We start from the raw sequence: 13,331 nt of genomic DNA on the forward strand, positions 1-13,331 counted from the left end.
AATCAATGAAAATAATTTCGATCAATCAACCAGTAAAAATCCACACAAGTTGTTCTTCATAATCTCTTAATGATCTTTCTAACACCTCGTCAGTGCCAGAAGCTGGACTTCGATAAACTCAACAACTCCGCCATTCTGCTTCGTTCGTTTCCGTCTATCTCGTCGGTATGGGTGCATTCTAGAGGATTTCAGAATCATTGCAACCCCCAATTCACTATATTTTTCACGTATGTCTTTTTTTTCTACAAAAATTGCTAAAAAATCGCTTTTTTATCTAATTTTTAAGCGTTTTTATTTAATAAATGCACTAAACACGTCATTTTATTTTTATAACTGAAAATTCATTTAGACCTAAAAGCTATCACAATAATCGTTAAAATAGTATTTTTAGCCTTTTAACATTGAAATCTTGTCTTTTATTTAAATTAGCACGTCAAAAGAAAACCAAAATTAATCTATCTCGCTCAGTAAGCCGATCTAAATCCTAGACTCCTTAATTTGTGAGTTATTTTTTACGTAAAAAGCTTTTATAAAAGCCTATTCTTGGGCTGCTATATAAAAGAAGTATTCATTTTTAGTTTTCGAATCCCAAAACCATGCGTAGATCACTTATATATAGAAGATAAAGTCTGTTATTTTGCATTAAGCGACTTTTTCCTGCTGTTGCTGTCCACGCCAATGTTGCATGACCTCTACAATCATGTCTTTCTTACCCTGATAATCCTCGGCAATAAAGAATAATTTCGCGCGTCGCGGTAACTGCTCTTCAATCAGGGAAAATAGAAAGTAATGCGCGGCCAGATCAAGCTGCATAAATAAAGTATAGACAGATCCATAGAGTTGCTGTTTTTGTTCGACCGGCTGGTATTCAAATAAGAACCGTAATATGCAATCGATTTGTTCATCAAAAATATTTTCTGTTGGAAAGCGATACATTCAATCACCTCTGCCTTAATTTTTTATGTTTTGCACTTTTCTTTTCGAGTCATTTTGGAGTCAATTGAAATGAACTCATTCTTAGGGTCATTCACCTAAGTTCAATTTACTGGTTAATTTTAAGTCTGATGGCTCAACGAGAAAAGCAGGCATGCAGATTTATATCTTGATTACGCAATAATAAATAAAAAAGGAAGAGATCTCTCCCAAAATCTCCTCCTTAGAATTGAATCTTTACCCGATCCATTATGTCATTATTATAGTTATTCGCTTTAAAGCTTTTAAAAAGAGCCTCTTGGAAAAGAGACTTTCTCAGTTGTGGAGTACTATTATTTTTACTACCCTCTAGATGCTCTAAACGAATTCTCTAGATGAATAAATCCTATACATAATAAAGATGAAAAGCAAGTGATTTGGGAAAAATTAACTCTTGTTTTCATAGGGTTTTTTTTGACTTTACTTATTTGATTTTTAAATATAGAACATCAATAAAAAAAGCAGACCGAAGCCTGCTTTTATTTCAATAACTTATCCGTTTTTTAGTCAACAAAAGTAACTTTAGCAATTGCTTTTTTGCTGGCCTGAACAATCAAAGTTACGTTCTCTTTCACAGAATACGTTGTATCTACAGTCTGCCAATCCACTTTCACTGCGCCACGGCCTAATGCATCTTTAGCTTGGGCTGCATTTTTGGTTAAGCCTGCCTCACGTAAAATCGAGGTAATAAAGATTTCACCACCAAACTCGCCACGTGAAATAGTCACTTCTGGCGTACCTTCAGGCAATTCACCTTCAGTAATGATATTGCCCGCGCCTTTATGCGCATTGGCAGCCGCTTCAGCACCATGGAAACGCTCGACTAGCTCCAACGCGAGAATCTTTTTCACTTCTTGAGGATTACGGCCTTCTGCCACTTCTTTTAACAACTGTTGAATTTCTTCAATGGTTTTGAAGCTCAGCAGATCAAAATAACGCTCAATCAATGCATCCGGCATTGAAAGCACTTTCTGGTACATCGCGCCCGGTGCATCAAATACACCAATATAATTACCCAAAGATTTAGACATCTTGTTGACGCCATCTAAACCTTCAAGGATTGGCACTGTGATACATACTTGTGCTTCTTGGTTATAGCGACCTTGTAAGGTACGACCCATCAACAGGTTAAAGGTTTGGTCTGTACCACCCAATTCAACATCTGCTTCCAGCGCAACAGAGTCATAGCCTTGTACCAATGGGTACAAAAATTCATGAATCGCAATTGGCTGCTGGTTGTTATAACGCTTGGTGAAGTCATCACGTTCAAGCATACGCGCAACCGTTTGCTGTGATGCCAGTTGAATCAAATCAGCCGCAGTTTTTTGTGCAAACCATTCCGAGTTAAACACCACTTTGGTTTTGTTTGGATCAAGAATTTTAAATACTTGTTCTTGATATGTTTTAGCGTTCTCTAAAACCTGTTCACGTGACAATGGCGGACGTGTAGCACTTTTTCCGGTTGGGTCACCGATCATCGCAGTATAGTCACCAATTAGGAACAACACTTCATGACCCAAGTCTTGGAATACTTTTAACTTATTAATAAGAACTGTGTGGCCCAAGTGCAAATCAGGTGCAGTCGGGTCAAAACCCGCTTTAATTTTTAATGGACGATTCAATTTTAATTTCTTGAGAAGGTCTTCTTCAGAAATAATTTCGTGGGTGCCTCGTTGAATGAGGGCAAGTTGTTCTTCAGCCGGCAGGAAATTTGACATCACAAAATCCAATACATCAGTTACTCAATTTGTGCGATATACTAACACTTTTTCAGCATATTGCAGGCTTAAGAATAACCATGACAGCGATCTATATTGGGGTAATGACCGGCACGAGCATGGATGGTGTCGATATTGTTGCTGCTTCTTTTGATCCACTCCAGCTTCATGCCACACTCACTTTGGCATTTGATCCTGACCTTCGGGATGAGCTGATGGCACTGACCTTGCCGGATGACAATGAAATTGACCGCATGGGCAAGGCTGATGTTGCACTGGCACAAATGATTGGTCATGGTATTAATACGTTGATTGAAAAAAATAACCTGGATAAATCCACAATTAAGGCGATTGGCTCGCATGGCCAGACTATCCGGCATCGTCCTGAACATGGCTTCACCCTGCAAATTGGTGACCCGAACATCATTACTGAAATTACCCAGATTCCGGTGATTTCAGATTTCCGTCGTCGTGATCTGGCGGCAGGTGGTCAGGGAGCACCTTTAGTTCCAGCATTTCATCAGGATATTTTCCAGCATAACAGCATTCACCGGGTAATTTTAAATCTGGGCGGTATAGCGAATGTCAGCCTGCTGCCTGCCGGCAAGCCTGAAGAGGTGTATGGTTTTGATACCGGACCGGCCAATATCCTGATGGATGCTTGGTGTTCCCGTTATACCGGTCAGCCTTTTGATGAAAATGGTAACTGGGCAGCCTATGGCACCCCGATTCGCAGTTTGCTTGATCGCTTGCAGTCGCACGAATTCTTCTCTAAAGAACCCCCAAAAAGTACCGGTCGTGAAGATTTCAATCTGGAATGGCTAGATGAACAGATTGCCGACTGGCGCAATGACCTACAATACGATGAACTGGAAGACACTCCGGAAAATGTACAGGCGACTTTATTAAAGCTCACCACCCGTGCCATTAAAAAAGCCATTTACCGCTCCGGCATGGATACCGGACAGGTTTTTGTTTGCGGTGGTGGTGCCTACAACTCACATTTACTAGAGCAGTTGCGCTGGCGCCTGCGCAAACATGAATGGAGCGTACAGACTACCGCCGATCTGGGCCTCAGTCCGACCTGGGTAGAAGCTACTGCCTTTGCCTGGCTGGCCATGCGTTTTATGAACCAGCTGAATGGTAACTTGCCTGCAGTCACTGGTGCCGCTGGCTATCGCGTCCTCGGCACCATTACTGCTGTTTAAATTCAGTGAATTAATATTATCTTGCATGACTATAATAGCTACTCAAAAACAGTCATCACAAAAGGTCTGCATGAATGCAGACCTTTTTTCGTTTTCAATATTTTTATTGCATCATGCGTTTGGCATTTTCATTTCTAAAAGCACGCAGAATCTGCTGACCGGCACGACCTGTAGGACTTAAGCCCAAACGCTGCTGTTCCTGACGAATCGCCTGACGGGTTTTATCTCCAATCAGACCATCCACTGCACCAATATCATAGCCACGGTTTAACAGAAATTGCTGGATCTCACGACGTTCTGCACGCGAAGTTCCCGGATCATCAGTAGGCCATGTGGCCATAAATGAGCCTTTACCTTGCAAACGATCGGATAAATGCGCAATCGCTAAGGCATAACTTTCTGCCGCGTTATAGCTATAAATGGCATCGAAGTTTTTAAAGACCAGGAACACCGGGCCACTCGGGCCTGCAGGTGCAAGCAATCCGGCCTGAGAGGATTGTGATAAATTTCCTTGAACCAATGCCGAACCATCGGCACGCACCACCCCCTGATTAAGCCAGTTACTCAAGGATTTTTTATTACGACGACCTTCACCGGAAACCGACATGCCTTGAGGGATCTTGACTTCAAAACCCCAAGGCTGTCCGCTCTGCCAGCCACGCTTGCTTAAAAAGTTGGCAGTTGATGCGAGTGCATCCGGAATGCTCGAAACTAGATCACGTCGGCCATCACCATCAAAATCAACTGCAAGCTCATCATAAGTCGATGGCATAAATTGGGTATGACCAAATGCGCCTGCCCAGGAACCCTTTAATTGTTCTTCACGCACATCGCCACGCTGTAACAGTTTCATAGTGGTAAAAAACTCACCACGGAAATAACTCTGGCGACGACCTTCACAGCTCAAAGTTCCTAAAGCCTGTAATAAAGGATATTTCCCCGAAATATCACCAAAATTACTTTCGACACCCCATACCGCAACTACCGTTTCTGCAGGTATACCATAGGTGGCAGCAACACGATTGAGCACCTCACGATGTTGCTGTAATTTTTGCCGGCCGAGCTGAACCCGTTCTTCATCCACCAAACCAGACAGATAATCCCAAATTGGGGTAGAAAATTCAGGCTGGTAATTCAGGCGTTCAATCACTGAATAATCAGGGCTTAAGTTTTGGGTATAACGATCATAGGTACTGCCGCTTACACCTCTAGCAACAGCTTGACTGCGCAAATTGGCGAGACAGTTTTGAAAATTATTTTGGGAGGCATAATTCGGGATATTTGAACTAGAGGTCAAATCAGTCGGCGTGACACGTTGACCATTAATAATAAGTTCAGCCTGTGCCTGTGAAGCAGCCAAGACCACAGAACCAATAAAAAGTGCAAGCCGTTGCATAAGACCCTTGAGTATTTAGATTTTGAATTATGTTTCTACCTTAGCAGCTCATGATGAAAATTAAAGCGCCAATGCGTAAATTTAAATTCATAATTCCTACACTTTTAAATTCATTTTGTAATCTTTAAATTTAAACATGAGTTATCCACAAGCCTGATTTAAATTCAAATCAGCGGGATTTTTAAATTCAAATTCAAAACACTTGCAATCAGTTTTGAATTTAAAAATTACTGGGGATAACTTGTTTCAGGAAAAGCGAGTCACGATCATCAACATGCTCTAATTACACTAGTTTTCATTTTAAATTCATTTGAATAATGGGCTAATATTTTTAAATTCAGAAACTTTGAATTCATTTATCCAGTTTTAAATTTGAATTCATATTTTTGAATTTAAAAGCGCAAGTTTAAATTCAAAGCCCGATTTAAATTTGAATTTGTTTTTATGAATTTAAATTCAAAACCACTTTCCAGTTTTAAATTCAAACTTTGATTTCAGGCTTATCTACAAGTGAATATGGCAAAATTCAGCTGTAAAAAAGGTTTTATTGAATTGTTATATTTATACTCAATTGATCAGATTGTAAGCAATTGATTTAAAAACTGATCCGACCAATGGCAGGCATTTTTAAAGAGGCGCAATCATGCCTGAAAGCAGACAAATAAAAAAGCGATCACCGAAGTGATCGCTTTTTTTATCAGCAAGTTAAAGCCTAGATGGTCATATCTTCGCTCAATGCCAATGGATTCGGTAAAATTTTCGCCAGTTGGCGGCAAAGCACAGACAATTGCGCGCTGTCATTTGGCATCAAGGTGATGTGACCAATCTTACGGCCTTCGCGCTCTGACTTGTTGTAGAGATGCAAATGCGCACCTTCCAGAGCCAGAACATCTGCAGATTTTGGATGCTGACCAATGATGTTCACCAAGACAGTTGGACGGATCACTTCAGTTGAACCTAAAGGCAAACCAGCCACCGCACGTACATGATTCTCAAATTGCGAACATACGGCGCCTTCAATCGACCAGTGCCCCGAGTTGTGCACGCGTGGTGCCATCTCGTTGGCATATAAGCCTTTGTCTGTCACAAACAGCTCAAGGGTTAGGACACCGACATAGTTCAAGTGATTCAGCAGACGAGTGATGTAATCTTGCGCCACAGGTTGCAAATCTGCGCTGTTCGGTGCAGGCACAATCGAGTGCGACAGAATGCCGTTATGATGATGATTTTCAGCCAATGGCCAGGTTTTGACATCACCATCTTGGCCGCGTACTGCAATAATTGATACTTCACGTGAGAAGGTGACAAAGCTTTCTGCAATCAGCTCACCTGCAGGGCCCAATTCTGCCCAGGCCTGATCCATCTGATCGTTCGAACGTAAAACGAATTGGCCTTTACCATCATAACCGCCACGCGAGGTTTTCAGTACGATCGGCAAGCCCAGTTCAGCTACAGCAGCCTCTAAGCTTTCCAGTGAAGTGACCGCTTTGTACGGTGCAACCGGAATAGCCAGTTCATCAAACAAGGCTTTTTCAGACAGACGATGCTGGGCAATCGCCAAAGCCTGACGCGGCGGATGCAGTTGCTTGCTTTGCGTCAGTACATCAACATCTGTAAGTGGCGTATTTTCAAACTCAAGGCTAAATACATCTGCACTATTAATAAAGTCTTGCAGACCATTTTCAGCCTGGCTCGAAATCACCGGACCCAAAGCAGCAGAAGGACAGTCTGTGCTGGCTTCAAAAAATGTACATTGAATATTTAATGGAAGTGCCGCTTGCGCCATCATACGACCCAGCTGACCGCCACCAAAAATACCGATGGTTTTATCCATAATCTGTGTCTCGACTTAAGCTTGGCCTGGAATATTGTTACTTGCCACTTTATCTGTTTGCGCTGCACGGAAATCTGCAACATTTTTTGCGATTTCTGGACGGGTCAAACCCAGAATTTGCGCGGCCATAATGGCAGCATTGGTGGCACCGGCAGGACCAATCGCCAAGGTACCAACCGCAATCCCAGCTGGCATTTGCACAATAGACAGCAATGAATCAATACCGTTTAAAATCGAAGATTTCACAGGTACACCCAAAACTGGAAGATCAGTTTTCGCCGCACACATACCCGGTAAATGCGCTGCACCACCTGCACCAGCAATAATCACCTGAATACCACGATCACGCGCTTGCTCAGCATATTCAAACAGGCGGTCTGGAGTACGATGTGCAGAAACAACTTCGGCTTCAAATGGGACACCAAGCTGCTTGAGCATATTGGCAGTGTGTTCGAGAGTTGCCCAATCTGATTGAGAACCCATGATAATACCTACGAGAGGAGTATCTTGTGCAGCAGCCGCATTCATTGCAAATTTTCCAGAGATTAAAGTGAGAAAAAATAAATCTCGACGAGAGAGCCAAGCTTGAATAGGAGTTGCCTATTATAGACTGAAATTGATTTGGTCTAAAGTTCAGCTCAAGAATTAAAATTATCTGTTGGGAAAATGGTCAAAAATAAAACAATAATTTTGCGGCTAAAAATACAAAAATAGGACATACATCACATTAAAAAAAAGTATAACTATCAATATAAAACTTTTTTGCAATGAATAACTTAATACTAAAACCTATACATTGGCAGGGCATTTTTATGTGGTACAAACTAAAAATCTGGCTACAGAACCCCTCAGAAAACTTATGGTTGATGCCAGCTCTTGGCGCCGTCTTTGCGACCTTTTTCTCGCTATTTGCAATCGCCAGTCGCTATTTTATCCCGACCAGCACTGTTCCCAATATCAGTACTGAAACTCTGAGCAGCCTGCTAGATATTATTGCTTCCAGCATGCTGGCAGTCACCACTTTTTCCCTGTCGATTATGGTCGCAGCCTTTGCGTCTGCCTCATCCAGCGGGACACCACGTGCCTATCAGCTGATGATGAGTGATGACAATACCCGCCTTGCTATCAGCAGTTTTATCTCGGCTTTTATTTATGCTGTAATTGCCAAGATTGCGCTCGGGCTTGGCTATTATGGTCCTGCAGGTAGATTTGTACTGTTTATCAGTACCATTTTGGTATTGATGTACCTGATTTATATCCTGATTCGCTGGGTACACACCCTGTCGCAACTGGGCAACCTCACCACCACCATTCACAAAATTGAAGTCGCTGCTTCTACGGCCTTGGCGGAGTTTCGACATCAGCCGAATTTTGGTGCCACCGGACAACGTCCAGAGCAAGCAGCTGCCTTTCATGTTTTTAGTACCCAGACCGGCTATTTCACCAATTTTAATAGTGAAGGACTGGAGCAACTGGCCGTCAGCCAACAGCTGCATATCCATCTTCCCCAGCTACCCGGAAAATTTCTGGATCCGATGACGGCACTGGCAGAGGTATATAGCGACCGCGCTTTCAGCCCGGAACAGCAGCAGGAGATCCGAAACTCCATTTTGAATCATGTAATCATTGAAACCAATCGCAGCTTTTTACAGGACCCGCGTTTTGGTGTGGTGGTGATGAGCGAAGTGGGGCAGAAAGCGATGTCTCCCGCAGTGAACGATGTTGGATCAGCGATTAATGCCGTTGATGCCTTAACCCGAATCCTGATTGACAGCAAGGCCGCTGAAGATTTACCGGAGCGGGATTGTCCGCATATCAGTGTGGATATCTTTGATCTCGGGGATTTGATTTACAGTAGTTTTGCACCAATGGCCCGAGATTGTGTGGGTTGTATTGAACTCAATCAGAGAATATTGAAATGTTTAGCGATGATTCAACATAATGTACCCGAACCTGAACTAAAACAGGCTGCAGAAATAATGGCGATTGAATTAATCCAACGCTGCCTGAATAAACTGGAATTTGAACCGGATCGGCAGAAATTACTTTCTGAATTTAGAAGCCATTTCCCCCTGATTCAGCTGAGCCATTAGATCAAGTTAAGGGGTACGGAAGACAAAATAGACACATCCACACAGACATAAAGCAGCCCAGAGATAATCCAGTTTAAAGGGCTGTTTAAACATAAAAATCATAAAAGGAACAAAGACTAGTAAGGTCACGACTTCCTGGGTGATTTTCATTTGACCGACTGCCAGGCCTTGCTGCGCCAGTAATTTGGTCGCTGGAATCATCAGACTATATTCAAACAGGGCAATGGCCCAGCTGAACAAAATCGCTTGCCAGAGCGGTGCATCATGCGGCAAAAATTTTAAATGCCCATACCAGGCCAGGGTCATAAAACAGTTGGCAATTACCAGAAGAAATAAAGCCGGCAGCATTTGCATGCACTCTGCAAAAAAGTCGAACTTATTTTACGGTTTATTTGGCGAAAAGATATTGCATCGCTTTGAAATTTTCTTTGAATTTATCCGTGAAACAGGATTTAAAAAATCCCACAACAAGGCCAGAATTTTCACTATCTTTTCAGCTAAAGCCTTGCTATCGTTGCTTGCAAATTGAATAAATCATGACAACAGCACCAATATAAAGTGATGGGTCAGACAGGAACGGAGTAAAGTAGATGCATCTGCATATTTTGGGTATTTGTGGCACCTTTATGGGCTCGTTAGCGCTACTTGCACGCGATCTGGGCCACCAGGTAACAGGTTCAGACCTGAATGTGTATCCACCCATGTCGACCCAACTTGAAAATGCGGGCATCACTTTAATGCAGGGTTATGACCGCAGTCATTTACAGCCTCATCCGGATCTGGTAATCGTCGGCAATGCCATGAAGCGTGGTATTGATGCAGTCGAATATATGCTGAATGCAGGTCTGCCTTATATTTCAGGTCCGCAGTTCCTGGCTGATCATGTTCTGCAAGGTAAACACGTGCTGGGTGTCGCCGGAACACATGGTAAAACCACGACCACCACGATGCTGGCTTGGGTACTGGATCAAGCCGGTCTGGAGCCAGGTTTTCTGATTGGCGGTGTGCCATTGGGCTTTTCGGAAAGTGCGCGTCTCGGTGGTGGGAAATATTTCTGTGTCGAAGCCGATGAATACGATTCTGCTTTCTTCGACAAGCGTTCCAAGTTCGTGCATTACCATCCAAAAACCGCAATTTTAAATAACCTGGAATTTGACCATGCCGATATCTTTGATGATTTGGCGGCAATTCAAAAGCAGTTCCATCATTTAGTTCGTACCATTCCAAGTGAAGGCCGGATTATCGCGCCGATTACTGAGAGCAATATTGATGAAGTGCTGGAGCAGGGCTGCTGGACGCCTGTAGTGCGCACCAGTCTGGATGCCAACGGAAAATCTGAACTTTATGCAGAACAATTGTCAGTAGATGGTTCACATTTCAAAGTCCTGCAACAGGGCGTAGTCAAAGGCGAAGTACAGTGGAATATGACCGGGCAGCACTCGGTTGCCAATGCCTTGGCCACGATTGCTGCTGCTGAACATGTCGGCGTATCGATTGAAACCGCCTGTGAAGCGCTGTCCAATTTTGGTGGTGTGAAACGCCGTATGGAACTGTTAGGCACAGTCCGTGGTATCGAGGTTTATGATGACTTCGCCCATCATCCGACGGCGATTGATACGACCTTAGAAGGTGCGCGCAAACGTCTGGGTGAACGCAAACTCTGGGCAATTATTGAACCGCGCTCCAATACCATGCGCATGGGTAGTCATAAAGATGGCTTGGCTCATTCAGCACGTCTGGCCGATGAAGTGATCTGGTATCAACCGGAAGGACTGGACTGGGATCTGCAACCGGTCATTGAGGCTGCGCCAAACAAGGCCAAAGTTGCACGCACACTGGATGACATCATTCAGACCGTGGTAGCAGAGGCAGGCGAGGGCGATGCCGTAGTAATTATGTCGAATGGTGGTTTTGGTGGTTTGCATCAGAAGCTGATTACTGTTTTACAAGCATAAAACAGATTTAAGTGAAGTGAAGAAGCCCGCCTAGCGGGCTTTTTTTAGCATATTAAAACGTTGATTGAGAAAAAGTGAACCGTTGTTCTGATCCTGCAATCCTATGATTTAAATATTGACCCAAATAGCAGATTTATCTCTGAACCCTCCCTGATGATCTTTTGTTGCAATCTGTACACAAGACTCATTGCAGCGCCATATCACTCAAGGCACAATCGAGAAGAACACAGGTATCTATAGGCCTGAAAGCCAGATCATAAATCAGCCCATCGCTGTCACTATATAAAAGCAATCGAGGCGTTCATTATTCTCGCTGAGTCAGGTCATTCTCATTCCTCATTCCATTAGGAGATGTGTCATGACAACGATGAAAGCGATGGTCTATTACGGCGCAAATGATATCCGCTTTGAAGACCGCCCAGTTCCCACCATTTTGCATCCCAGCGATGCCATCATTAAACTGGAAAAAGTTACCATCTGCGGTACCGACTTGGGTATCTGGAAAGGTAAAAACCCGGAAATTGAGCAGGAGGCTACGCGTAAAGAGGGCAGCTTTAAGGGACGTATTTTAGGTCACGAAGGTATTGGCATTGTGGAAGAAGTTGGTTCCGCCGTGCAAAACTTTAAAAAGGGCGACCGGGTGATTATTTCCTGTGTCAGCCGCTGCGGAACCTGTGAAAACTGCCAGAAACAGCTCTATGCCCATTGTCGCAATGAAGGCGGCTGGATCATGGGTTATATGATTGATGGCACCCATGCCGAATATGTACGCACGCCCTTTGCCGATACCTCACTCTATCATTTACCCGATGGCCTGAATCAAGATGTGGCCGTATTCCTCTCAGATATCCTGCCAACTTCACATGAAATTGGGGTGCAATATGGCGATGTCAAACCAGGCGACAATGTCGCGATTGTCGGGGCAGGGCCAATCGGCATGAGTTGTCTGCTCACCGCACAGTTTTATTCACCCGCCAATATTATTATGGTGGATATGGATGATAATCGGCTGGAATTTGCCAAGACTGTCGGCGCGACGCATATCATCAACTCTGCCAAAGAAGATGCCATTCAAAAGATTCTAGAGATTACCGATGGACGCGGGGTCGACTGTGCCATTGAAGCAGTGGGGGTGGAGCCTACCTGGAATATTTGCCAGCATGTCGTGAAGGAGGGCGGGCATATTGCCAACGTCGGCGTACATGGTAAACCGGTGAGTTTTGAACTGAACAAACTCTGGATTAAAAACCTGACCATCACCACCGGTCTGGTGAATGCCAATACCACAGGGATGCTACTGAAAACCTGCTGTTCCGGCAAATTGCCGCTGGAAAAACTGGCAACCCATCATTTTAAATTTGCCGATTTTGAAAAAGCCTATGATGTATTTAAACATGCCTCTGATGAGAAGGCCTTAAAAGTCATGATTGACATGAGCTAATCCACATCAGACAAAAAAAGTCCGCTATGCGGACTTTTTTATTTTCAGCTTTAATCCAGCAGATCAGAAATAGGGGACATAACCACGCTGCTTATAGCCTTTTGGCGATGCCAGACTGGCCTGATTTTCTTCCAGGCGATACAGCACTTTGAGGAACTCGGCAATTCCTGACTGCTGCAAGGCATGTGGATCAAATTGCTTCAAACCTAAACGTGAAAATAAAGAAGAAATTTCACTGTGTTTATGTACATATTTCATTGACCATTCCGAGAAATGGGACTGCTCTACCATTGCATCTGCAAAACGCAAGATATTGTGATGACGGGGATCCTGAGAAATGCTCTGAAATAAACTTTCTACTACTTCAGCCTGACCTTCAAGGCACTGGAAAAATTTGCCATGGGAATAATACAACACCCCATGAATCTGATGCTGAAGATTGAACTTCCGGGCAGTGGCCAAAATATCACTCAAATCTTGTAACAACTCTTGTTCAGATTCTATGCGTTCACTGGCATAGCAAAGCTGTAGCATCATGCCATCTCACTAGAGGGAAGAATTAAAACCACAATTTAATCAATAATTTTAAATTAAGTCGACCATTTTTTAAGCAAATATCCGTTTTTGCTTACACAGTTTTCAGTTTGCATTTCTGGACTAAACTTTTAACAATAGTGCCTAAATTATTAAACGAATATTTTCATACACCTACCA

The 13,331-nt window shown here is 43.3% G+C and carries 11 protein-coding genes; 4 read left to right on the forward strand and 7 right to left on the reverse strand.

Translation table 11 applies throughout. The features are described from left to right. Positions 1-642: 642 nt before the first annotated feature. Together MTX11_RS11915 and tyrS are read right to left on the reverse strand one after the other, a co-directional pair. A complete protein-coding gene (locus tag MTX11_RS11915) occupies positions 643-936 on the reverse strand; it encodes a hypothetical protein (protein ID WP_004647152.1) in 294 nt (97 codons plus the stop codon). Positions 937-1,475: 539 nt separating this feature from the next. Next, the gene (gene tyrS, locus MTX11_RS11920) at positions 1,476-2,690 is read right to left on the reverse strand and encodes a tyrosine--tRNA ligase (protein ID WP_004647151.1); all 1,215 of its coding nucleotides are present in this window, start codon (positions 2,688-2,690) and stop codon (positions 1,476-1,478) included. Between the two features lie 80 nt (positions 2,691-2,770). Here tyrS and MTX11_RS11925 point away from each other — a divergent pair, with 80 nt between their 5' ends. Continuing rightward, positions 2,771-3,898 carry an anhydro-N-acetylmuramic acid kinase gene (locus tag MTX11_RS11925; RefSeq protein WP_243475189.1) on the forward strand — a complete coding sequence of 376 codons (1,128 nt, stop codon included), beginning with the start codon at positions 2,771-2,773 and terminating at the stop codon, positions 3,896-3,898. A 103-nt stretch (positions 3,899-4,001) separates the two neighbouring features. On the opposite strand, the gene MTX11_RS11930 is transcribed toward MTX11_RS11925, so the two are convergent. From MTX11_RS11930 to purE, 3 genes are all read right to left on the reverse strand, one after another. Beyond that, positions 4,002-5,294 (reverse strand): lytic murein transglycosylase, encoded by a 1,293-nt coding sequence (locus MTX11_RS11930; RefSeq protein WP_243475190.1) that lies wholly within the window; start codon positions 5,292-5,294, stop codon positions 4,002-4,004. Between the two features lie 712 nt (positions 5,295-6,006). Then, the gene (locus MTX11_RS11935; RefSeq protein WP_243475191.1) at positions 6,007-7,128 is read right to left on the reverse strand and encodes a 5-(carboxyamino)imidazole ribonucleotide synthase; all 1,122 of its coding nucleotides are present in this window, start codon (positions 7,126-7,128) and stop codon (positions 6,007-6,009) included. A 15-nt stretch (positions 7,129-7,143) separates the two neighbouring features. Then, on the reverse strand, positions 7,144-7,656 hold the full coding sequence (purE, locus tag MTX11_RS11940; RefSeq protein WP_005104916.1) for a 5-(carboxyamino)imidazole ribonucleotide mutase: 513 nt from the start codon (positions 7,654-7,656) through the stop codon (positions 7,144-7,146). Positions 7,657-7,940: 284 nt separating this feature from the next. Here purE and MTX11_RS11945 point away from each other — a divergent pair, with 284 nt between their 5' ends. Beyond that, positions 7,941-9,221: a DUF2254 domain-containing protein gene (locus tag MTX11_RS11945; protein WP_005245572.1), complete on the forward strand. Its 1,281-nt coding sequence runs from the start codon at positions 7,941-7,943 to the stop codon at positions 9,219-9,221. A 6-nt stretch (positions 9,222-9,227) separates the two neighbouring features. Here the strand turns inward: MTX11_RS11945 and MTX11_RS11950 are convergent, their stop codons facing one another. Continuing rightward, complete coding sequence (locus MTX11_RS11950; RefSeq protein WP_004729014.1) at positions 9,228-9,569, reverse strand: DMT family protein; 342 nt, start codon at positions 9,567-9,569, stop codon at positions 9,228-9,230. Between the two features lie 242 nt (positions 9,570-9,811). Between MTX11_RS11950 and mpl the strand changes: the two genes are divergently transcribed. Beyond that, complete coding sequence (gene mpl / locus MTX11_RS11955; RefSeq protein WP_243475192.1) at positions 9,812-11,176, forward strand: UDP-N-acetylmuramate:L-alanyl-gamma-D-glutamyl-meso-diaminopimelate ligase; 1,365 nt, start codon at positions 9,812-9,814, stop codon at positions 11,174-11,176. 358 nt (positions 11,177-11,534) lie between these two features. Continuing rightward, positions 11,535-12,617: a zinc-dependent alcohol dehydrogenase family protein gene (locus MTX11_RS11960; RefSeq protein ID WP_243475193.1), complete on the forward strand. Its 1,083-nt coding sequence runs from the start codon at positions 11,535-11,537 to the stop codon at positions 12,615-12,617. A 63-nt stretch (positions 12,618-12,680) separates the two neighbouring features. Here MTX11_RS11960 and MTX11_RS11965 read toward each other — a convergent pair whose 3' ends face one another. Then, complete coding sequence (locus MTX11_RS11965; RefSeq protein WP_081407926.1) at positions 12,681-13,154, reverse strand: BLUF domain-containing protein; 474 nt, start codon at positions 13,152-13,154, stop codon at positions 12,681-12,683. Between the last annotated feature and the right edge of the window lie 177 nt (positions 13,155-13,331).

This window comes from Acinetobacter lwoffii, from assembly GCF_022809915.1.
Taxonomy (GTDB): Bacteria; Pseudomonadota; Gammaproteobacteria; order Pseudomonadales; family Moraxellaceae; genus Acinetobacter; species Acinetobacter lwoffii_M.

What these genes read in the sequence shown, in the direction of transcription:
- MTX11_RS11935 (WP_243475191.1), bottom strand. Translation starts at nt 7,128, where the DNA reads ATGGATAAAACCATCGGTATTTTTGGTGGCGGTCAGCTGGGTCGTATG.
- MTX11_RS11960 (WP_243475193.1), top strand. Translation starts at nt 11,535, where the DNA reads ATGACAACGATGAAAGCGATGGTCTATTACGGCGCAAATGATATCCGC.
- mpl (WP_243475192.1), top strand. Translation starts at nt 9,812, where the DNA reads ATGCATCTGCATATTTTGGGTATTTGTGGCACCTTTATGGGCTCGTTA.
- tyrS (WP_004647151.1), bottom strand. Translation starts at nt 2,690, where the DNA reads ATGTCAAATTTCCTGCCGGCTGAAGAACAACTTGCCCTCATTCAACGA.
- MTX11_RS11950 (WP_004729014.1), bottom strand. Translation starts at nt 9,569, where the DNA reads ATGCTGCCGGCTTTATTTCTTCTGGTAATTGCCAACTGTTTTATGACC.
- MTX11_RS11915 (WP_004647152.1), bottom strand. Translation starts at nt 936, where the DNA reads ATGTATCGCTTTCCAACAGAAAATATTTTTGATGAACAAATCGATTGC.
- MTX11_RS11945 (WP_005245572.1), top strand. Translation starts at nt 7,941, where the DNA reads ATGTGGTACAAACTAAAAATCTGGCTACAGAACCCCTCAGAAAACTTA.
- MTX11_RS11925 (WP_243475189.1), top strand. Translation starts at nt 2,771, where the DNA reads ATGACAGCGATCTATATTGGGGTAATGACCGGCACGAGCATGGATGGT.
- purE (WP_005104916.1), bottom strand. Translation starts at nt 7,656, where the DNA reads ATGAATGCGGCTGCTGCACAAGATACTCCTCTCGTAGGTATTATCATG.
- MTX11_RS11930 (WP_243475190.1), bottom strand. Translation starts at nt 5,294, where the DNA reads ATGCAACGGCTTGCACTTTTTATTGGTTCTGTGGTCTTGGCTGCTTCA.
- MTX11_RS11965 (WP_081407926.1), bottom strand. Translation starts at nt 13,154, where the DNA reads ATGATGCTACAGCTTTGCTATGCCAGTGAACGCATAGAATCTGAACAA.